Here is a 20,926-nt window from a genome sequence, read left to right as displayed (position 1 = left end):
TGCTAAAGTATCATAACAAAATAAGAAAGCAATACACCCTACAGGGATATTGCCTTCTTTGAAATTCTCTCTACAAATATTTCCGCTGTACGTTCCTGCCTTCGTAAGTGAACAAAATCTGCCTGTTTTCCACCTGGGTTTCAATATGAACGGTCCGTCCCCAAAGCTGATGGACATACGGAAGGACCTTCTCCAGATATTTAATGTCGAGTTCTATTTCTTCATACCAATGTTTCAAATAGAGCTCCCCGTTCTTCATATAGTCGCCATCATTGACCGTGATGAATGGAAACCCGCCGTTGACCCGCATGCTTACAAGCTGATCCCTGACTTCTTTCCATTCTTTATCAACAATCTTATAATCCTTGCCCTGCTTTTGAAACAGGTACATATCCTCCCTTGTCACCAAATCCTTTGTCAGGTAGTTTCTCAGGAAAGATATATCCGACTCGATTTCTCTGACCTCAAACATTTTCTCCCGGCCTGAACCGGGCTTTTCTCCCCGTTTAATCATTTGATCTGTTGGATTGTTATATCGTTCTTCAATGTCCTCGAAAATTTTCAAGCCAAGGTAATAAGGATTAATGCTTGTTTTCGAGGGCTGCACAACTCCTGCATTCAACTTGGCAAATTCAATGGATTCCCCGCTGGTTAAATCCATTTCCCTGATGATTCTTTGATGCCAATAGGATGCCCATCCTTCATTCATGATCTTCGTTTCCAACTGTGGCCAGAAGTAAAGCATTTCTTCCCTCATCATAGTCAGAATATCACGCTGCCAATCCGAAAGTTCGCGGCTGAATTGTTCAATGAAAAGCAGGATATCCTTTTCAGGCTGAGGCGGAAATTTCTTTTTAACCCTTTTGCGCTTACTCTTGTCTCTTCTTGGTCCCTCATCAAGTGACCATAAATCGTCATAAGGCGTAGCTGCCGAGACTTCTTCCTCTTCCCACTCTACATCATCCATGGTCCATGAAAGCTTGGGGCGCATCAAGGAAGGATCGATATGCTCATCGATTGCCAGGACAGCATCAAGAAAGGTTTCCACTTCCTTTTTTCCATATTCGATTTCATACTGCCTGATTCTATCTGCAGTAGCGGCCATACTTTCAACCATATCTCTTTTTGTATTTTGAAACCGGACATTATTTTTAAAAAAGTCACAGTGGGCAAGCACGTGTGCTACAATCAATTTATTTTGTATGAGCGAGTTGGAATCGAGCAAAAATGCATAACAAGGATTCGAATTGATGACAAGCTCATAAATCTTGCTCAAGCCAAGATCATAATGAAGCTTCATCTTATGATACTGCTTTCCAAAGCTCCAATGGGAGAACCGTGTCGGCATTCCATATGCACCAAATGTATAAATAATATCTGCTGGACAGACCTCATATCGCATCGGGTAAAAATCCAATCCAAAACCTTTCGCTATTTCCGTTATTTCTGCAATTGCATACTGCAGCTGTTTCTGTTCCTCTTCTCTCATACATGTTCCCCTCCAGTAGGAATTTACACCTTCGGCTCCTGTTTAGTCATAGTTCAATATATGTGATGGGATAAGGATTCATGAGAAGAAAAGCAACAGGGAAAAAATTAGACTATATGGAGTACTAAAAAAGAGCCTCCATAGAGACTCCTCCTTACATTAATCATTCAATAATAGATTTTTCAGCCTGTTAGCCGGAATCACCGAAGTCATCAAGAGTAAGGACGCGGCGATAAAAACAGGCGTAACTCCTATTTTCCCTGCAAGAAATCCAGCTGCTAGTGAAAATATTCCAAAAAGGAGTGTGGTAACAGCTTCCTGAGCTGCAAATACTTTCCCAAGCTTCTCGGGACTGACACTCTGCTGTACGGCCGTTTGCAGGAAGATCACTTTCAGCCCATCAAAAAATCCGAACATGATGGAAAACACCAAAGAAAGGATAGCACTGCTAGTTAATCCAAAAAACAAAGTGGCAAGTGAAGTGCAGATCAAAGTTAAAGGCAGCCACCGGTAGACTTTTCCGGAAAAAAGCCTGTGGGTTTTTAACAACAGTACCCCCGCAGCTATGAGACCTAAGAAAAAGGCGCCATTGATAAAGCCCCACCATTCTTCACCACGACCAAGCTGCTGCTCTGCAAACACGTATAAAATCGCTGCAATCCAGACAACCGTTGCCGCCGATTCAATCGTATAGATAACGAAAATGTTCCTTAATTTGGGGGTTCTCCAGATGTCTCCCCAGCCATCTGTCATATTCTGCAGCAGTTTGAAATCCTTCTCTTGCCTTATCGGCATTCCTCCGCCATACATTGGGAGACTGTACATCATAAGGCTGCTGGCTAAAAAAAATGCAGCAGTCAGAACCAACGTCCATTCCTCTCCTGCAAATGAAACCAGGATTCCGCCAACAGCCCATGCAGAAAACTGCACAGCCTGATCAATTGTAGAGAGAAAACCGTTCGCCCCCATCAAGTCTTCCCTTCTTACAATGAAAGGGACAAATGCATTTCGGGCAGGCAATGCCCATCCATCCAAGAAAGCGACACTGCTCACCAACAGGAAAAAACAGACCAAGTTCAAACCGTCACAAAAAAGAAGGGCTGACGTAACCCCCATTAAAACTGTTTTCAGCAATTGAGAAAAAAACAAAAGATTTTTCAAGTGAAACCGGTCCAGAATCAGCGGTGCCAGCACACTGCTGACAAACCGGGAAAAGGTGATTACCACCGGGATGATACTCATCATGAATGGAGATTGGGTTCTTTCAAATATCGCTGCAATAATGGCAACAATAAAAAAGACATCCCCTCCGTTGGCCAAAGCCTGGCCAACCCACAAATAACGGAAAGCTTTTATCTTCACCATTCTTCCTCCTTACATATTATGAAGTTGTCTGAGAAAAGAATGAATATCACAAGGGACTGGCTCTCCTTTCATATAAAGCGGAAGTGCCCCGCTCAGCGGCGTACAGATTGGAGGGCTCCCGCAGAAGATAAAGGAAACACGGCAAGCAACGCGCGAGCCGATGTTGACTTATCTTCCGGAGGGAGACCGAAATCTGCTAGGCGCTGGGGCACTGCAGCTGGATTGGATATAAAGCGGAAGTGCCCCGCAGAACGATAACGTTTTTTCGTTTTCCTGACACCCTACTGAAAGTATAGTACCAAATTTCCTTATTTGACAAATAGAAAACAAAAAGCTTGTCCTCATAATAAGGGCAAGCTTTTTTATTTTATGGCACTTCTATTAGTGAAATGGTTAAATCAGCGGGCTTTGCAGGATTATGAACAACATTCACTTTGACTGTTACATCCTTTCCATCCTTTACAACATCGAAGGTAAAAGTATCTTTGACCTGACCGCCAGTCAATGACTTCCTTCCATCATACTTATAATCAGCAAGTTTTTCGCCTGTATAATCCTCTTTGACAACCGCAATCGCGATTCGGCCATATTTTTGATACCCCTGCTGAGCAAACGTCTGCTGGCCTCCCAACAGGAAAAATAAAAGAGAAAAAATCATCATCCATTTTTTCATGTTTACCTCACCTCTGCATATAATTTCATATATAATATGCAGTGATTTTCGGGTCACTATACATCCAATAGAAGGAAAGCCCTGTTTCAAAGGACAGCCAACTTTTTCAGTGAAAATTAGCAGCACACTGGACCATACTAGTAGTAACCCTTCAAAAGGAGGGATTTACTTGAATAAAGTCGATTACGACAGAGCTTTGTACTATACACATCGGAGTGAATGGGATAACCTTCTCATTCTCATGGTACGAACCAAAGACAACCTGTTAGCTAAAAGGATCGAGCATTTTCTGCACGCTTATCATTTTTCCCGTGACTATACAATGATCGAACAAAACATGTACACCCTTCTCAGATATATCGAACACGCCAATCTGACTGCCAGTCAAGTTGAGCCAATGGAAGAACATATCATGAAAATATAGGATTCCACCAATCCTGCGGGCTGAATCATTTCAGCCCGTTTTAATTTTATAAAAGGATTATTGTGAATGATGTCAAATAAAAGAAGAAGGAGTTGATAATAGTGACAAAAATACATAGTTCATTAAAAGTATTGATGGTATCTGATTTAAACAATTCAAATCACTTTTATGAGAAACTGCTTGGCTGTGAAGTCACAGAGTGGTGGGTGATCAGGGATGGCTTCAGTGGCCTGGCCCTAAAACTTCTGCAGGCGGAATCACCAGAAGATGTGAGGCCGAACAAACCAGCCAAAGGAGCTGACACCGCCTTTGACCTTTATTGTTATATAGAAAATTGGCGAGCGCTGGATGAGCTGTATCATGAATTTTCCGGGAAAGCTGTACCGATCTCCGTCCAACCATGGATTGATGAAGCAAATGGTCCCTGGAAGGAATTCGTAATTCAAGATCCCGATGGTTATCAGATAGCCTTTGGCGGCACAGACGGTCATTAATCTTATTCGGAAAGTCCATGCTTCACCGCATACAAAGCAGCCTGTGTCCTATCTGAAACCTCCAGCTTAGTGAAGATATTAGAGATGTGGGTTTTGACTGTTTTTTCGGTAATGAATAAACTAGAGGCAATTTCCTTGTTGCTCTTGCCTCTGGTCAGCTCGTGAAGCACATCTTTTTCTCGGTTGGTGAGCCGATGGATTTGATGCGGCGGCTGATGGTTCCGCGACACCCGCTTCAACAAGTGATTTGTTGCCTTTGGGTGAAGGGAGTTTTCACCTCTCACAAGTTTTCGTATCGAATTTACCAGTTCATCCGGTTCAATATCCTTCAATTGATATCCAGCGGCACCTGCTTCGATAGCCGGTATGACATGATCTTGATCTGAAAAGCTTGTCAGCATCATGATTTCAATGGAAGGCTGGGATTGTTTGATATGCTTTGTAGCCTGGATTCCATCTATCTCCGGCATGACCAGGTCCATCAAAATCAAATCTGGTTTGAGCTTTTCCGCTAATTCAACGGCTTCACCCCCATTTGCTGCTTCACCGATGATTTCTATGTCTTTCTGTGTCTTTAAAAAGAAGACCAGCCCCCGTCTTACCACATGATGGTCATCGGCAATCAATACTCGAATCGTCATTTAAGCTCCCCTTTTCAATATGGAATCTCCACAGTTATGTTCGTCCCGTCTCCCGGCTTGCTTTGCAATTCAAATTTTCCTCCCAGGCTTTTCACTCTTTCTTTCATACCCTGAATACCCATCGAAGGAATCAATTGAGCAGGGCTGTAGTGAAAACCGCAGCCTTTATCCTCTATTTGTAGAGTGACCATTTTAGGTGAGGTTTTCAAAAAGAAATAGATGCAATCTTCCCCGGAATGCTTCTTGGCATTATTGAGTGCCTCCTGCCCGATCCTCCATAGCGCTTCTTCAATTTTGGAGGGCAGGGCAACAACTCCATTGACCTTTATTACGACTTCCATACCCAGCATTCCAGCATAGCCTTTGACCGTTTCACTAAAGCCGTTCTCCAACCCATGAGGTTTAAGCTGCCAAATCAAGGCGCGCATTTCCGTCAACGCTTCCTGTGCAAGGCTTTGTATGGTGGAGAATGTTTCCTTCACGTTTTGGTCTTCACTTAGCATCGTTCCGCCTCTGGCTGTCAAAGTAAGGGAAAAGAGAAGCTGATTGACTGAATCATGCAAGTCTCTTGCCAGCCTGTTTCGTTCCTGCATCAGCGCGACTTCCTGTTCTTTTTTCGTGAGCATGACCCTCTTTATAGCCGAACCGATTTGAAATGCAACCGATTCTAATAAAGCAAGTTCATGTTCATGGAAGTGAGTTTTCCCAGGCGCAGCTACGTTCAACAAACCGAATGATTCATTCCCTGATTGCAGCGGAACCGTTGCATGATAGACAATATTCCCCGTGTCCCCACGATTTTCAGCCAGGGATTTTTCAATTCTTTGACATTCAATAATGTTGGACGCCTTTGTCAATTTGCCAGCCCGGAATCGATTGACACACCAACAGCCTCCATTCTTCAGCAGCCCGCATCCTTCTTCAGAAAGAGACGAGGGAATATTATGATATGCCTCAAGCGAATGGCTGCCTGATTCATCTATAAAAAAAATCCATCCAGTCGTAAAATCAGTACCGTTGATGAGGACTTGAAGAGCACAGAAAAGCATCTGCTGAAGTTCTGTTTCTTCATTCAGCAGTTCTGCAATTTTTTTTAGTAAATGTATATTCGAATTGCTGTTATTTTCTATGTTCAAAAAGGTTGCCTCCTTTATCAATAGTATATATAATCCAACCTCTGTTTGGCTCGCCAATTTGTATGAAAGTTCCTACGACTTTTGTTGTAGGAACAAAAACGCAAGTGCCTTGATGAGCGCTGACAGCACAAGAAAAGGCGCCAAAAGGATTCGCCATTTGATCTTATTGGCAAGGAACTGGTTCTGAGATCTAGGTTGAACCATAAAAAAAACAGGCAAACCTGTGGCTGCCTGCATTTCAATTGAACTGATGCCAGGAAAGACAGATGCCTTATCCTGCGAAAGAATTGACCATCACATCAATTTTTTCCATGAGGGCTTGCTTAAGGCCCTGGAGTTTCTCCTGACTCTCGATTAGAGAACTGCCGGTAACACTGAAATAGAATTTGATCTTTGGCTCTGTGCCTGATGGACGCAGACAGATCCACGAACCGTCTTCAAGGAAATACTTGATGACGTTGGATTTCGGCAGGGATATGGTTTCTTCCAGTCCACTTTCCATCGTCGTGCTTAAGCTTGTTTGGTAATCCTCCTGTTTCGTTACCATAAGTCCACTGATTTCCTTGAGCGGCTCTTTACGGAAGCTTGAAAGGATGGATTGGATCTGCTCCGCCCCTTCTTTTCCCTTTAACGTCAGGGACTCTAGACCTTCCTGATAGTAACTGAAACGTTTGTAAAGATCGAGCAGTGCATCATGCAGCGTCTTTCCTTGCTGTTTGAAATAGGCAGCTGCTTCAGCTGCCATGAGAACGGCCTGGACAGCATCTTTATCCCTGGCAAAGTCCCCGATTAAATATCCATAACTCTCTTCGTATCCAAATAAAAATTGATATTCGCCGGATTCTTCATAGGTCTTGATTTTTTCTCCAATGAATTTAAAGCCAGTCAGGACATCCTCCACGGAGGCACCGTATGACTCAGCCACTTTTCGCCCCAATTCTGAAGTGACAATCGTTTTGAATACTCTTCCATTGGCAGGAATCATCCCTTTTTCTTTCTTTCGGCCAAGAATATAATCGATTAGCACAGCACCTGTTTGGTTGCCTGTTAACAGAATGTACTCACCATGAGGATCTTTCACCGCAACTCCTAACCGGTCCGCATCGGGATCGGTAGCAATGAGGATATCAGCATCCTTTTCCTTTCCATCACGAATGGCAAGCTCAAATGCGGCTTTATCTTCCGGATTAGGAGATTTCACCGTCGAAAATTCCGGATCCGGGACAGCTTGTTCCTTAACAATATGAACATTGGCATAACCCAGGGCGCCCAATCCTTTTTCCACCATCTTCAACGCCGTACCGTGGAGAGGGGAGAACACAATGCTCAAGTCCACTTCTTTGGCAATGCCCGGCTTCTCTGAAATAGATAGGAGATGTTCAAGATAAGATTGATCGATGTCTTCACCGATCATTTTGATGAGCCCCGTTTCCTTTAATTCTTCTTCAGATTTCACATTGATCTGAAGTTCATTCTCAACTTCATTCACTTTTGCGATGACTTCATCCGCTGCTTTTGGAGGAAGCTGGGCCCCATCTTCGCCATACACCTTATAGCCATTGTACTCAGGCGGATTATGACTTGCTGTCACCACTATCCCTGAAAAAGCGTTCAAGGTTCTTACAGCAAACGAAAGTTGGGGTGTCGGTTTCAATTCATCAAACACATAGGTTTGAATACCATTTGAAGCAAGAGTTATGGCTGCTTCCATGGCAAACTCAGGAGACTTATGGCGGGAATCATAAGCAATCGCCACTCCACGGTTTTTGGCTTCCTCGCCATGAGAGATTATGTATCGAGCGAGGCCTTCTGAGGCCTTGCGTACAGTATAGATATTCATGCGGTTGATTCCAGCGCCGATTTCCCCGCGCATCCCGCCTGTTCCAAATTCTAAATTTTTATAAAACGCATCTTCCAGACTTTTTTCATCGTCTTTCATATTAGTTAAAAGACTGCGCATTTCGCTATCGAGCCCAGTGAATGAATCCCATTTTTCCCATGCTGATTTCCAATTCAAGTTAATCTCCTCCTATCGATGACTTACAATATGTAATTCTTGGTGGATTGGAATTTCCCTGTAAAAATAATCCGCCTTTTTTTGACAACCTTTTCATCCCTCCCATTTTATCATATGGCAAGGCGTTTTATAGATAGCAAACTTGAAATCAACAAAAAAGACCGCTGATCAGCGGCCATTGAACTATTTATTTCTTATATTTCACTTCATACACATCATGACGGCGGTCTTTCAGCTGCCTGACTGTACCGGACTGGCGCTGGCGGCGAAGGACTTCAAGGTCTACATCCCCGATCATCACCATTTCGATATTAGGGTTTGTTTCACCTACGATGCCATCCCGGGCAAATTCAAAGTCAGACGGAGCAAAGATGCCTGACTGCGCATACTGGATATCCATATTTTCCGTCTGCGGAAGGTTTCCGACTGTTCCGGAAATGACTGTATAAATCTGGTTCTCTACTGCACGTGCCTGCGCACAATAACGGACCCTCAGGTACCCTTGGCGGTCTTCGGTACAGAATGGAGTGAAGATGATTTTCGCTCCCCGGTCTGTTGCAATCCGGGCAAGTTCAGGGAATTCAATATCATAACAGATCTGGATGGCGATTCTTCCACAGTCTGTGTCGAAGACTTTGACACTATCTCCAGGACTGATTCCCCACCATTTGCGTTCATTCGGTGTAATATGAATTTTGTACTGCTTTTCAATCGTACCATCACGGCGGAACAGGTAAGCGATATTGTAAATTTCCTCATCTTCTTCTTCTACAAAGTGAGACCCGCCTATGATATTCACGTTGTAACGCACAGCCAAATCTGTAAATAATTCGATGTATTCTTCTGTATACTCAGTCAGCTTTCGGATGGCTAAGCTCGGGGACTTTTCATCCAGGAAGGACATCAACTGCGAAGTGAAAATTTCAGGGAAGACAACGAAGTCCGATTTCGCATCTGATGCTACATCTGTAAAATATTCAACCTGATTTGCGAATTCCTCAAACGAGTTGATCTTTCTCATCATATATTGGACGACGCAGATCCTGACAGGATAGCTCGTCTTGAAATGGCGTTTGCTGGACGGCCGGTAATCGACATTATTCCATTCCATCAAAGTGGCATATTTTTTGGATTTCGTGTCATCCGGAAGATAGTTCGGATTGATCCTCATCAAGGTAAAACTATTCATCAACTGGAAGGACAGGACAGGATCGTAAATCTTATGCCTTGAGACCGAATCCACGTACTCCCTCGGTGACATTTCATCTGCATGTTTGTGGAAGTTTGGAATCCGGCCGCCAATGATGATGCTCTTCAGGTTGAGCTGGCGGGCAAGATCCTTCCTTGCTTCATACAGACGGTGCCCGACCTTCATCCTGCGGTAATCGGGATGCACCATCACTTCGATTCCATACAGGTTATATCCATCAGGGTTGTGGTTGGTAATATAACCGTTATCGGTAACATCATCCCAGGAATGACGGTCATCATATTCATCAAAGTTGATGATCAAGCTTGAACAGGAACCAATGATTTCGCCTTCGAGTTCAGCGACCAGCTGGCCTTCAGGAAAAACTTCCTGGTGGCTTTCAAGATGTTCGGGCTTCCACGGGTCCATCCCCGGGAAACAAAAACTCTGCATCTGTATGATATCGTTAATGTCTTTATGCTTCATTTGTCTTATGATCATTTTTTTCTCAAACTGAGATAAATCCAGTTTTTCTGACATATATCGTTACACTCCCTTTTGCACTCATCTTTATGTTGTACCCTGCAAACGGCCGGCTTCAAACTAATAGCCAGGTCTCTTCTCCCAAGGTTCTGTTCCCCCTGCAATTGAAACAGGAATCCTTGTCTTCAATGCAGAAATGACCCCATTGGATATTTCCTCATTGTTCAGCCATCTGGATTCACCATTCTCTATTTTAAACCCTAAAATGATATGATGCATGTTTATTGACCGATATTCATTTGAAGGCAAAGGGCTCCTGGAGGCAGAGCTTCCATTCACTTTAAACACCTCGACCAAGCCGCCATTCCTGTCCAAGATTTCCATTACGGCATGAAAGGAATCAGCGGCAGTACTCCTCATCCAAACCACTGCTTCATCAAAGACTCCATTCTTATTAATATGCTCATTCAGAAGTTGTACTAATTCCGCGGTTTTAAAATAATCTGCAGAAATGAAGGAGACATCCCCTTTGGTGAGATGATTATGTGCAAGCATGTTGTTGAATTTATCCATTGAACGGGCAAGGACAGTGACCGCGTCTCCCCTATTCACCAAATAGCGGACAGCTCCCCCGAGCATACCAGTACCTCCGATGACCAGCGTTTTTTTCAAGATGTTTTCCCCCTCTAGTATTTTAAACGTTTCTTTTTATAAATTTTCAAAGATCAATCCATAATTCATCTAAACAACAAAAGAGCTGCTCTCCCTGATTCAAAATTAATCTTCTAGTTGCTTTCGGAGAATCCCTAAAGCCGGATTTCCCCCTGAATACAATTTTTGCGAAAAGAGCCCTTTGAAAAAAGCATCCTGCTAAGAGAGATTTTTTCAGGTTGTCCTTGTTTTTTTAGAAGATAAAATAACCTCTTTAATCCTTATCTAACTCTTCAACCGCTTCTTCTCAAGTATAACCTGCTTACTCAAACATTTTAAAGACATCCATGATTCCGGCATTGGAATGTATGGTATGATGAAGCAAAAGGAGTGATGATTATTGAAAGTGAAAGACCGTTTGGAGTCCGAAGAATTAAGGATTTACAGATCCCTTGATCTCCGGAAAAAATTAACCCCAAAAGAAAAACACTATTTTGCCGGCTTGGAAAAAGGCTTTATTGGAGAGGATCTATTCGACCAGTGGCTGGAACCTGTGCTTGGGGATAAGATCCTTTTGCCTGATATGCAGTTCATGCCAAACACCACCTTTGTGCAAATCGACACCCTCCTGCTGACCTCCAAACAACTCTACTTATTTGAAGTCAAATACTACGAAGGCGATCATGTTTTAGAAGGCGATAACCTTCTCAGGATGGACGGCACTGATGCCAAAAATCCCATCCTTCAACTTAAACGAAACGAACCCGTCCTTCGCAGAATCCTGGACAACCTTGGCTGCACCCTTCCCATCCAACCCACCGCTGTCTTCGTCAATCCCCGTTTCCACCTCTATAACGCCCCGGTTGGTCTTCCCATCATTTACCCCGCTCAACTGGAACGCTTCATTGCAAAACTGAACCAAACTCCCTCTTTTCTGAAAAGAACCCATACAGACCTCGCGGCAAAATTGATATCTTCAGCAGTGGCGGACAATCCGTATGTCCGGCTGCCTGACTATCGGTATAACGAATTGAGGAAGGGGATTGTTTGTACTGGGTGTGGGCGGTTTTATTTGAATTACGTGAAATCAACTCTAACCTGTACTTATTGCGGAAGGCGGGAAAGTTCATATGATGCTGTTTTAAGAAGCTTAAAAGAATTTATGTTGTTGTTTCCAAAAGAAAGAATCACTCTTTCTCAAGCTATGGAGTGGTGCTCTATAGTTAAAAGTCCTGAAACCATGAATAAGATATTAGGGGAAAATTATAACCTTATAAAAATCGGCCGGAGCTCTCATTATGTAAATAAAAATTAGTTAGACTGATTCATAACAGTGCAAGCCTGCAAACTAACAGGATTCTTTCTAGTTCACATGGTTTTAAATCTCCTCTCCGTTTAAAACCTGGTGTTTCTCTTCTATTCACCTGGTTTTAGAATCCAACGCCGGTTATAACCATGTGTTTCTCTTCTATTCACATGGTTTTAAAATCCTACACCGGTTATAACCCGGTGTTTCTCTTCTATTCACCTGGTTTTAGAATCCAACGCCGGTTATAACCCGGTGTTTCTCTTGTATTCACATGGTTTTAGAACCCTACACCGGTTATAACCATGTGTTTCCCTTCTATTCACATGGTTTTAAAATCCTACACCGGTTATAACCCGGTGTTTCTCTTCTATTCACATGGTTTTAAAATCCTACACCGGTTATAACCATGTGTTTCTCTTCTATTCACATGGTTTTAAAATCCTACACCGGTTATAACCCGGTGTTTCTCTTCTATTCACATGGTTTTAGAACCCAACGCCCTTTTATAACCATGTGTTTCTCTTCTATTCACATGGTTTTAGAACCCTACACCGGTTATAACCATGTGTTTCTCTTCTATTCACATGGTTTTAAAATCCTACACCGGTTATAACCTGGTGTTTCCCTTTTAATCACATGGTTTTAGAACCCTACACCGGTTATAACCATGTGTTTCCCTTCTATTCACATGTTTTTAAAATCCTACACCGGTTATAACCTGGTGTTTCCCTTCTATTCACATGGTTTTAGAATCCAACGCCGGTTATAACCCGGTGTTTCCCTTCTATTCACATGGTTTTAGAACCCTACACCGGTTATAACCTGGTGTTTCCCTTCTATTCACATGGTTTTAAAATCCTACACCGGTTATAACCTGGTGTTTCCCTTCTAATCACATGGTTTTAAAACCTTACACCGTTTATAACCCGGTGTTTCTCTCCGGATTACACGATGATACAGGTCACACTCTTTTATAGCATGGTGTTTTCCCTCGATTATCCTGTGAGCTGGGGGGAAACCATATCTTCAACCAACACAAAAAACCACCAAGTGCATTCCAAGCACTCAGTGGTTGATCATCCTGCGCCAGGCAGAATAATAGAGGAGAATTACAAGATGAATCAATGAAGAGATTGGTGAGGATCTCTTCTTGATTATCTATAAGTATGCCTTCCCCTGCCCATTTTATACGGGGATTTTCAGAAAATATTCACACGAGCAGCTGATTGGCCGGTTTGGCATACAGACTGACTTTGTTGTGATAATTACAGCACCTGCGGAAATGTTCAAGCTCGAATGGGAAAAATAAATTGAAGCTTTTTAAGATGCGCAGATTGTGATCATACATTTCTTCATAATCGTTTTGTGAGGAGTCTGCCTCGATTAGGGAAATGAGAGTCTGGAGACTGGAAATCAATTGGAATGCCTCTTTCAACGTACCGTTATACTTTGCGTGACTAGTTTCCATATGGAGTACTTCTAGTTTTTCAAATTGCTCGATCTCATCATCTGTAAAATAACGAGGGAAAATAGTACAATAAATATACGAAATAAGTTCTTGGATGGTCTCCTCCTGTTCCTCTGTGGAAGCCAATAATATTTTCACATATAACCCACCTTTGTAACGATTGTCATCTCTATGTAATAGTTATTCTAAGAATACCATAAATATAGTTCTTTCCGGGTGGTAATTATAGCCATGATGACATCGGAACTAAATAAAAACAAGTATATAGTGCCTGCATTAAAGCGTTACCAGACACGAAAAAAGGAGATTTTTGATGAATATACACGACAAAGGTCCTGAATTCGAGATCGTCATCCCTGCAAAATGGGATAATGTTACAGCCGATGTTTTGATGCGGGACATTTGGCAGGCACCAAAGAAGACAGTCCATCAGTTAAGGATGGAAAAAGTCATTGCGTTGAATGGCCAGCCGCTCCAATGGACACGTCCGTTTAAGAAAGGAGATGTTCTCCAATTTTCACTTCAGGAAATGGAATACGGAGTCATTCCTGCCATCATGCCGCTGCAGGTTCTCTATGAAGATCCCCACTTGCTCATAATCAACAAACCGGCCGGAATGAACACACATCCTAATGATCCCCTTTCTGAAAAAGACACATTGGCTAACGGGGTTGCATGGCATCTTCAGCAAAAAGGGGAAAAAGTCCAGGTTCAGCACATTCATCGGCTTGACCGGGATACGACTGGTGCTGTGATTTTTGCCAAACACCCCTTAGTGAAAGGTATTTTGGACCGCCTCCTCGCCGCTAGAGAAATCAAAAGAACCTATTGGGCGATTGTACATGGTTTACTCAAACAAAAAAAAGGCACGATCAACCAAGCAATCGGCCGGGACAGGCATCATAATACACGCAGAAGGGTTTCTCCATCTGGGCAGCCTGCAGTCACTCATTTTCAATTGTTAGAACAAAACAAACCAAAGAAACTCAGTCTTGTTCAGCTGATTCTTGATACAGGAAGGACCCACCAAATCCGTGTTCATATGAGTTCCATCGGCCATCCCCTTGCAGGAGATGTATTATATGGAGGGCAAACGATTGTCAGCAGGCAGGCCCTTCATGCAAAGTACATTGATCTTCCTCATCCTTTGACCGGGGAGAGATTGGTCTATGAAGCACCGTTTCTGGATAATCCCCCATTATTTCCAACGTTCTTTGATAAAAAATAAAGCAGATATCCAAATGGATACCTGCTTTTTATATGATTAGTTTAAACCTTTTGCAACAGCTTCTGTAACAGCAACTGTACGCTTTGCCTGATGCCTGACCGCTGCTTCTACATCTTCGACCATATTGCCTTCCTGATCGACTGTTACACTTGTGCCGTAAGGATTTCCGCCTGCAGCGAATAGAGCCTGATCAGTGTATCCAGGTGCTGCAAGGATTGCGCCCCAATGCATCATAGTTGTGTAAAGCGCAAGGATTGTCTGCTCTTGGCCGCCATGCGGATTTGCAGCTGAAGACATTGCACTTACAACTTTGTTAGCTAGTTTGCCTTGCGCCCAAAGGCCGCCAGTACCATCAAAGAATTGTTTTACTTGTCCTGGAACGTTACCAAAACGTGTCGGTACACTGAAAATAATTCCGTCGGCCCACTCAAGGTCGTCATTAGTTGCTACTGGTATATCCTTCGTGTTTTCCAAGTGCTGCTTCCATGCAGGGTTAGAGGAAACAGCCGCTTCTGGTGCAATTTCTTCCACTCTTAATAACTTAACTTCTGCTCCTGCTTCTTTTGCTGCAGCTTCTGCCCATTGTGCAAGCTGATAATTTGTTCCTGTAGAGCTGTAATAAATTACCGCGATATTAGCCATGTTAAAAAAAACTCCTTTTCCATCCATATATTTTTAACCTGTGACAGGTTAAATTCTTGCCAAAAATCATATGACATAGACATTTATGCTATCCCATACTTTCCCTTTGCTGGTTAAAATAAACTTTTTAAATTCCAATATTACGAAAATATTTATCTTTAATTCGAGATAATTATATCGCCTATTTGCCTTATCTGTCAAATAGGAAAGTTATCGTTCCCTCATCCTTTAACGCATTAACGCACAAGGGGACTGTCCCCCGGTGCGTTAATGCAGTGATGTTTAAAAGTCTAATTTGCAAGGGTCTGCCCCCTATCGCTCATCCCTATCAAAGAGTCGATTGGCACCTTTCTTCGAGACTCAATTCAAAGTCAAAAATGTGGATATTTTCTTTCATCCTGTTTGCATGGATTGATTACGGAATGATGACTGTGCCATTTTGCAGGTGCCAGCGCAGGATGCCCTGAGCCGCTGATTTATTATATTTTCCGGCCAAATGTTCCAGGAACAGTTCCCAAAATTCCTTCCACAGGCAATCGGCGACCAGGCTCCGACTGCAATTTCATTTTTCCTGCAGTAGTTCCGGAGCTTCTGCAGGCTTAATCGAGGAGTGAAGTTCGATTTGATTAATGGCCGCCTTTCATTGTTGTCCTTCATCAACTCTTCAAGATGATGCTCCTTGAAGTTTCTTACACCGACCGCTTTGATGAGTCCCTCATCATACAGCCGTTCAATTACTTTCCATGTATCTCTGTATTTATCAGCTGCCGGCCAGTGAAAAAGTTAGAAATCCATGTAATGTATTTACAGCTGCTTCCTACTCACTTCAAACGCGTTGTAAGGGGGATTTATATCCCTGGTCGGAGTCCCAACCCCTGGATGTAATGGATAGGTTTTCACTGTGATCCTAGATTCTTTGACAGCCTGTCCCACGCTTTTCATAGAAGGAAGCTGTATCTAGGAGCGATATCCCCTATCCATCGCTGTTTTGATTGAGTTCACTGCTTTCTCATCGTCTTCCATCATTTAGACACCAAGTCCGACATATGGTATTTCCACCCCCTTTTGCAGTTTCTATGTATGTGTACTTTGCAGATTCTGGCCCAAGTACATACCTAAAACGCGAAAAAAGGACCCTTCCTGCCATGCAGGAAGAGCCAATATCAATCAAGAAGGAAATGCGATTTGTTCTTTCCAAAAAAATACAGCCTGTGGAGCGGCCTGGTCATCCCAACATAGAGAAGCTTTATATCAAGCTCATTCTCTTCTTTGTAGTGTTCCTCAATTGAGGCAATGACCACACAATCAAATTCAAGGCCTTTTGACAGATAGGAAGGAACAACGACGATTTTGTCTTTCGGAATGCTTTCCTGTTCAGCCAGGAGCTTGACGCCATCCGGGAATTCCGCTTCCAATAGTGCAGCTATTTTTTCACAATCCTTCATCGTCTTTCCTATGACAGCGAAAGTTTGGAAGTCCTCTTCTTCTCTTAAATCTAAGAACAAACGAGAAAGCCTTTCTTTTAACTCTTCGTCTTTTTCGAAGGGAAAGAATTCCGGCTTCTCCCCGTGCCGTACCACAGGGTTGACCTTAGGAAATTCATAAGGAAGCTTCTTCAATAATTTGTTTGCTTCCTCCATTATCTCAATAGTTGTCCTGTAGCTTTTCTGGAGTTCAGTATAGGTAGCCCTTGGGAAGATTTCTTTGTATACCGGTTCCCAGGATTCCAAACCGCGGTAGGAATGAATGCCTTGTGCCAGGTCGCCGACCAATGTGAACATGTCCGTCTGCAATGCTGTTTTCAAGGCATACAGCTGCATGTAGCTGTAATCCTGCGCTTCATCTATGACGACGTTTTTTGCTTTGTAAAAAGAATCGATTCCGTACAGCGCGGTCTGCAAATAAAGCAGAGCTGCGAGGTCTTCGATTTCAAATGTCTTCTTTTTTAACAGTTTTACAGTGTACTCGCATATTTCCCTTGCCTGGTCTTTTGAAAGCCGGCCATTTGCATATTCCGCAAGCTTATCCCAGTCGGAAAACAGTTCTTCATAATATTGTACCAACGTTTTCTTCTCGAATTGTTTCATATATTGAGTCAAACCGGTACGTATGGATTTTTGCACTTCCTTCATGCGCAGTGCTTTTTTATCAAGCGCTTTGGAGATATACTCCTTTCGGTTGGCTGCGTATTTTTTATGATAGAGGGCTTTTTCAATTTTCTCGTCGAAAAATTTCTCCACTTTATCGACCATCATTTTCTTATTGGAACGAACATAGCTCTGCAAGAGGAGCTTCAATTTTTCTACTCTTCGATAGATTGGCATATACGTATAATCATCTTTTAACAGTGAAGTGAATTTCTTAGCTGAGAAAAGTCTATATTTATCGATGATAAAATCATCTGTCGGGTAAAACCGGCTTTCAATATCGGCAATATAGGCATCCAGAATTTTCCGGAAGTCCCTCGAGCCCTTCCAGCCTGAAATCCAGGCAGCCTGTTTTGCTGCTTCATCCGTTTTTTCAATCAATCGGATCAACTTGTTATCATCCGCCAGTTTCAGCTGTTTCTCTAAACAGGTCATCACGTAGTCACTAAATGTCGTCTGGCGCACTCTTTCAACACCCAGTTCGGGAAGTGCTTCCGAAATATAATCTATGAAAAGCCTGCTTGGTGCCAAAATCATAAGCTGACGCGGATCAAAATGCTGTTTGTAATTGTAAATGAAATAGGAAATCCGGTGAAGGGCGATGGTGGTTTTGCCGCTCCCAGCAGCTCCCTGGACGATGATCGGCTTATTTAAGTCCGCCCGGATGATTCTGTTTTGTTCTTCCTGGATCGTAGAGATGATTTCAGTCAAACGGTTGCTGGAGCTTTTAGAAAGAGATTCTTGAAGAAGCTCGTCCGTTGTCGTGAGGTCAATATCACGAATCTCATCCAGATTACCATCCTCGATCATATACTGTCTCTTCAAGGACAGATGGCCATGGTAGGTTTCATCTTCCGCTTCATAGGAAACCTCTCCTATTCGGCCTTCATAATAAAGGTTGGCAACCGGCGAGCGCCAATCAACGATGATCTGTTCCTGGTTCTCGCGTTGATACAGAGAGGTCTTTCCAATATAGTGCCTTTCTTCATCGGGCGAATCTTCATGCGTGAAGTCTATCCTGGCGAAATAAGGTTTGTTCTTTGCCTTTTGAAGGGCTTCCAGTTCCTCTTTTGACATTTCAAAAAAGCTGGCATTTGTCAGGATATCGATATAGGCGGCGGATGATTCCAGCCAGTCGGCATCCCCGAAGGCATTTTCAATGTTCTCTTTGAATTTATCTTTGCTGGTCTGGGCTGTTTGAATAACAACATCGATGTAGCGTTTCGTGAATTCGAGTCTGTCTTTTTCCTTTGAATAATCGGGGTGGTTGTGCGTTTCGTTCGTCATTTATTTCTCCCTTCCTTTGTATTCAGCCGCAATGGAGAAAGTTGACTATTATGTAGGCGTTTTGGTGAGCAGAAGAATATATTATCAGAAAAGTTGGACGTTTACAACATTATACGAAAAAAAATAAGACTGCGACTCCGGAATAAGTCGAATCAGTCTCTTTTTTTAAAACGTATAGATGTTCTCCTTCCCTGTATTGGAGGAAGGTCTTCATTTTTCTCCTCCTGCATATTCCGGAGGATTTCCCTTATCTCCATCAGGACTTCAAGCTGGGTCGAAGCTTTGATCTCATAAGATTTTCCTTTTCCACGGAGTTTGTTAAATATCTTGATCATAAGAAAAATGGAAGCAGCCACGAGGAAGAAATCCACAAGCGTCTGGATAAAGACCCCATATTGGATCACTTCTGCTTTCAGCCGGTAATTCAAACCAGCGAAATTGACCCCGCCAAACAGGATCCCTATGACAGGCATCATCAAATCCTTTACCAGGGATTCAACAATTTTACTGAAGGCGGCGCCAATCATAACCGCGATAGCTAAATCAAAAACATTCCCTCTTGAAATAAATTCCCTAAATTCTTTCCACATACTGCCTCCGTCCGCATCTTGTTTTAGGCTTTCATCCCTTGTAACACATTATGCGGATGACATGGGGTTAAGAAGCGTATTCTTCTGAAGGGATGAATCGTTTGAAGGAATTGATTTTCACAATATACACAATCTCGACAATAAAGCCTGCAACCATCAGGAAAACCAAAAATAGAACGTAATCCTCACGGAAGACCATCATAGAAGGAAGACTCATAATGTAGAGTAAATTGAACATAAGATAAACCATCTTAAATTTTTGCATCGATGGGTGCTGGTCTTTTAGACCATACTCAACTGCTGTCTCAAGCAGCCCTGATAGCAGGTTCAGTTTAAAAAACAGAGAAAGAATGGCCAAAATACCGGCAAATGCGAGTTCCATTGTAAAATCCTGATTCATTTCATTCATATTTATGGTTGAAAATCCGAAAATCTCGATTACCGAAAAGATACCCAGTATAATGAGGGAGATTTTTGCCAGGTTCATCCAGCGTGATTCCGGAAGCCTCTTGATGCCTTTGTACAGAAAAATATAGCCAATCAAATCATGAATAATATCAACTGTAACAATCCTAATATCAATAAGGACGATCAGCAGTCCCCACACCAGAAGTTTAATAGCCCTTTCTGTCATTTCCCGCCGTCCTCTCTAATGTCTTTTAGCTCTTTAATCTGTGCCGATGTTAGATAGGGTTGTTCCATAACGTGCATCAGATTTTGTTTTACTTCTCTTCCATTTACCTGGAATGTGCCCGTAATCCCGAACTGCAGCGCATGGATATCATTTGTATACAGTTCATTTTTATCGACAAGGGCATATAAACGAAGCAGATGGCTCTTTTTTAGTGATACAGGCAATTCATTTTCAGTGAATCCTTTCTTGATTTTAAAGTCTTCTGGTTTTGGACTGTGTGTATTAAAGGTGGAATTGGCGTTATCCAACTTCACGTCCAGGATCCCAGTAAGCTGGCTAGTAAATGGAAGAGTCAAAGCTGATAACCGGCTGTCTTTGAGCACGTCGATCGAAGCAAATGATTCACCGGTATTACTGCTGCCGCTTGAAGCGATATTGACCGCCCATTCCTCTTCCGGCGGTCTATTTGCCTCCAACAGTTTGATTGCTCCAATGTTTGCTTCAATTGAAGTCCCATCTGAAAACTCAAACAGAAAATCTTCTAGTTTGATATTCTTTTCACTTATGCCCCTTAGCGTGAGGAAAGCTTTATGTTGGTTGTAAATCCCTTCCGAGTAGTGAATCACATCTTGATTGACATAGAACCTGTGTCCGGGAATTTCTTTTGACCTGGCACTGACAAGCTGCCTTTGATCTCCTTGATTGGTAATGTAAAAAATCGGAATGTGCTCATCGGATGAATCAAAGACTTCTTTTTCGTAAAAATGAGTCAAAAATAATGGTTCATCCAACTGCGATATTTTTAAATAGGTATAAAAGCCGCCGAAAATAAGTCCAAATGATAACAGTATGATGATCAATGTTTTGATCCGCATTCCTTCACCCCCTTCACTACATTTTATCAAAAACGGCTGATGGACAAGTAACCCCAAAAAAGAGGAAGCCCACATGCAGCCTCCTCAAAAGAAGAATTTTCGTAATATTGCAATCAATAAAAATGCCGCTACAGCAAACATGACGATGACAAGAACTTTCTCTTCCTTATTACCAAGCAATAAG

Annotated in this window: 19 protein-coding genes; 4 read left to right on the top strand and 15 right to left on the bottom strand. The window is 42.6% G+C overall.

The features are described from left to right. Window positions 1-70: 70 nt before the first annotated feature. From AC4E8A_RS05900 to AC4E8A_RS05890, 3 genes are all read right to left on the bottom strand, one after another. The gene (locus tag AC4E8A_RS05900) at window positions 71-1,489 is read right to left on the bottom strand and encodes a SpoVR family protein (RefSeq protein ID WP_490197354.1); all 1,419 of its coding nucleotides are present in this window, start codon (window positions 1,487-1,489) and stop codon (window positions 71-73) included. Between the two features lie 159 nt (window positions 1,490-1,648). Continuing rightward, window positions 1,649-2,854 (bottom strand): MFS transporter, encoded by a 1,206-nt coding sequence (locus AC4E8A_RS05895; RefSeq protein ID WP_490197353.1) that lies wholly within the window; start codon window positions 2,852-2,854, stop codon window positions 1,649-1,651. Window positions 2,855-3,221: 367 nt separating this feature from the next. Then, the gene (locus AC4E8A_RS05890) at window positions 3,222-3,527 is read right to left on the bottom strand and encodes a DUF3889 domain-containing protein (protein WP_490197351.1); all 306 of its coding nucleotides are present in this window, start codon (window positions 3,525-3,527) and stop codon (window positions 3,222-3,224) included. Window positions 3,528-3,696: 169 nt separating this feature from the next. Between AC4E8A_RS05890 and AC4E8A_RS05885 the strand changes: the two genes are divergently transcribed. Together AC4E8A_RS05885 and AC4E8A_RS05880 are read left to right on the top strand one after the other, a co-directional pair. Further along, window positions 3,697-3,951 (top strand): YhdB family protein, encoded by a 255-nt coding sequence (locus AC4E8A_RS05885; protein ID WP_490197350.1) that lies wholly within the window; start codon window positions 3,697-3,699, stop codon window positions 3,949-3,951. 101 nt (window positions 3,952-4,052) lie between these two features. Then, window positions 4,053-4,445 (top strand): VOC family protein, encoded by a 393-nt coding sequence (locus tag AC4E8A_RS05880; RefSeq protein WP_490197349.1) that lies wholly within the window; start codon window positions 4,053-4,055, stop codon window positions 4,443-4,445. Window positions 4,446-4,447: 2 nt separating this feature from the next. On the opposite strand, the gene AC4E8A_RS05875 is transcribed toward AC4E8A_RS05880, so the two are convergent. From AC4E8A_RS05875 to AC4E8A_RS05855, 5 genes are all read right to left on the bottom strand, one after another. Continuing rightward, window positions 4,448-5,086 carry a response regulator gene (locus AC4E8A_RS05875; protein WP_490197348.1) on the bottom strand — a complete coding sequence of 213 codons (639 nt, stop codon included), beginning with the start codon at window positions 5,084-5,086 and terminating at the stop codon, window positions 4,448-4,450. Between the two features lie 14 nt (window positions 5,087-5,100). Beyond that, window positions 5,101-6,216, bottom strand: a complete 1,116-nt coding sequence (locus AC4E8A_RS05870; RefSeq protein ID WP_490198780.1) for a GAF domain-containing sensor histidine kinase — start codon at window positions 6,214-6,216, stop codon at window positions 5,101-5,103. A 277-nt stretch (window positions 6,217-6,493) separates the two neighbouring features. Next, the gene (locus tag AC4E8A_RS05865) at window positions 6,494-8,239 is read right to left on the bottom strand and encodes a phospho-sugar mutase (RefSeq protein ID WP_490197346.1); all 1,746 of its coding nucleotides are present in this window, start codon (window positions 8,237-8,239) and stop codon (window positions 6,494-6,496) included. A gap of 187 nt (window positions 8,240-8,426) precedes the next feature. After that, on the bottom strand, window positions 8,427-9,968 hold the full coding sequence (locus AC4E8A_RS05860; protein ID WP_490197344.1) for a GNAT family N-acetyltransferase: 1,542 nt from the start codon (window positions 9,966-9,968) through the stop codon (window positions 8,427-8,429). Between the two features lie 63 nt (window positions 9,969-10,031). Continuing rightward, the gene (locus tag AC4E8A_RS05855; protein WP_490197343.1) at window positions 10,032-10,583 is read right to left on the bottom strand and encodes a Rossmann-fold NAD(P)-binding domain-containing protein; all 552 of its coding nucleotides are present in this window, start codon (window positions 10,581-10,583) and stop codon (window positions 10,032-10,034) included. Window positions 10,584-10,968: 385 nt separating this feature from the next. On the opposite strand from AC4E8A_RS05855, the gene AC4E8A_RS05850 reads away from it, so the two are divergent. After that, window positions 10,969-11,877, top strand: a complete 909-nt coding sequence (locus tag AC4E8A_RS05850; protein WP_490198778.1) for a nuclease-related domain-containing protein — start codon at window positions 10,969-10,971, stop codon at window positions 11,875-11,877. Window positions 11,878-13,081: 1,204 nt separating this feature from the next. On the opposite strand, the gene AC4E8A_RS05845 is transcribed toward AC4E8A_RS05850, so the two are convergent. After that, on the bottom strand, window positions 13,082-13,477 hold the full coding sequence (locus AC4E8A_RS05845) for a DUF5365 family protein (RefSeq protein ID WP_490197341.1): 396 nt from the start codon (window positions 13,475-13,477) through the stop codon (window positions 13,082-13,084). A 175-nt stretch (window positions 13,478-13,652) separates the two neighbouring features. Here AC4E8A_RS05845 and AC4E8A_RS05840 point away from each other — a divergent pair, with 175 nt between their 5' ends. After that, entirely contained in the window at window positions 13,653-14,567 is a 915-nt protein-coding gene (locus tag AC4E8A_RS05840) for an RluA family pseudouridine synthase (protein ID WP_490197340.1), read from the top strand. Between the two features lie 36 nt (window positions 14,568-14,603). Here the strand turns inward: AC4E8A_RS05840 and wrbA are convergent, their stop codons facing one another. From wrbA to AC4E8A_RS05810, 6 genes are all read right to left on the bottom strand, one after another. Beyond that, window positions 14,604-15,209, bottom strand: coding sequence for an NAD(P)H:quinone oxidoreductase (wrbA, locus tag AC4E8A_RS05835; protein WP_490197339.1), 606 nt, complete (start codon window positions 15,207-15,209; stop codon window positions 14,604-14,606). 393 nt (window positions 15,210-15,602) lie between these two features. Then, the gene (locus tag AC4E8A_RS05830; RefSeq protein WP_490198777.1) at window positions 15,603-15,935 is read right to left on the bottom strand and encodes an aldo/keto reductase; all 333 of its coding nucleotides are present in this window, start codon (window positions 15,933-15,935) and stop codon (window positions 15,603-15,605) included. A gap of 437 nt (window positions 15,936-16,372) precedes the next feature. Beyond that, the gene (helD, locus tag AC4E8A_RS05825; protein WP_490197338.1) at window positions 16,373-18,643 is read right to left on the bottom strand and encodes an RNA polymerase recycling motor HelD; all 2,271 of its coding nucleotides are present in this window, start codon (window positions 18,641-18,643) and stop codon (window positions 16,373-16,375) included. A 152-nt stretch (window positions 18,644-18,795) separates the two neighbouring features. Continuing rightward, window positions 18,796-19,233 carry a large conductance mechanosensitive channel protein MscL gene (mscL, locus tag AC4E8A_RS05820; protein WP_490197337.1) on the bottom strand — a complete coding sequence of 146 codons (438 nt, stop codon included), beginning with the start codon at window positions 19,231-19,233 and terminating at the stop codon, window positions 18,796-18,798. Between the two features lie 67 nt (window positions 19,234-19,300). Beyond that, window positions 19,301-19,867 (bottom strand): hypothetical protein, encoded by a 567-nt coding sequence (locus tag AC4E8A_RS05815; protein WP_490197336.1) that lies wholly within the window; start codon window positions 19,865-19,867, stop codon window positions 19,301-19,303. Next, window positions 19,864-20,742 carry a hypothetical protein gene (locus tag AC4E8A_RS05810; RefSeq protein WP_490197335.1) on the bottom strand — a complete coding sequence of 293 codons (879 nt, stop codon included), beginning with the start codon at window positions 20,740-20,742 and terminating at the stop codon, window positions 19,864-19,866. Before AC4E8A_RS05810 ends, AC4E8A_RS05815 begins: the two co-directional genes overlap by 4 nt. Window positions 20,743-20,926: the final 184 nt, after the last annotated feature.

Source organism: Bacillus sp. SRL337 (assembly GCF_984799155.1).
The sequence above is the reverse complement of the archived record's forward strand: the minus strand, read 5'-3'. Positions and strand labels throughout refer to the sequence as shown.

What these genes read in the sequence shown, in the direction of transcription:
- AC4E8A_RS05900 (WP_490197354.1), bottom strand. Translation starts at nt 1,489, where the DNA reads ATGAGAGAAGAGGAACAGAAACAGCTGCAGTATGCAATTGCAGAAATA.
- AC4E8A_RS05895 (WP_490197353.1), bottom strand. Translation starts at nt 2,854, where the DNA reads ATGGTGAAGATAAAAGCTTTCCGTTATTTGTGGGTTGGCCAGGCTTTG.
- AC4E8A_RS05890 (WP_490197351.1), bottom strand. Translation starts at nt 3,527, where the DNA reads ATGAAAAAATGGATGATGATTTTTTCTCTTTTATTTTTCCTGTTGGGA.
- AC4E8A_RS05875 (WP_490197348.1), bottom strand. Translation starts at nt 5,086, where the DNA reads ATGACGATTCGAGTATTGATTGCCGATGACCATCATGTGGTAAGACGG.
- AC4E8A_RS05860 (WP_490197344.1), bottom strand. Translation starts at nt 9,968, where the DNA reads ATGTCAGAAAAACTGGATTTATCTCAGTTTGAGAAAAAAATGATCATA.
- AC4E8A_RS05840 (WP_490197340.1), top strand. Translation starts at nt 13,653, where the DNA reads ATGAATATACACGACAAAGGTCCTGAATTCGAGATCGTCATCCCTGCA.
- wrbA (WP_490197339.1), bottom strand. Translation starts at nt 15,209, where the DNA reads ATGGCTAATATCGCGGTAATTTATTACAGCTCTACAGGAACAAATTAT.
- helD (WP_490197338.1), bottom strand. Translation starts at nt 18,643, where the DNA reads ATGACGAACGAAACGCACAACCACCCCGATTATTCAAAGGAAAAAGAC.
- mscL (WP_490197337.1), bottom strand. Translation starts at nt 19,233, where the DNA reads ATGTGGAAAGAATTTAGGGAATTTATTTCAAGAGGGAATGTTTTTGAT.
- AC4E8A_RS05815 (WP_490197336.1), bottom strand. Translation starts at nt 19,867, where the DNA reads ATGACAGAAAGGGCTATTAAACTTCTGGTGTGGGGACTGCTGATCGTC.
- AC4E8A_RS05810 (WP_490197335.1), bottom strand. Translation starts at nt 20,742, where the DNA reads ATGCGGATCAAAACATTGATCATCATACTGTTATCATTTGGACTTATT.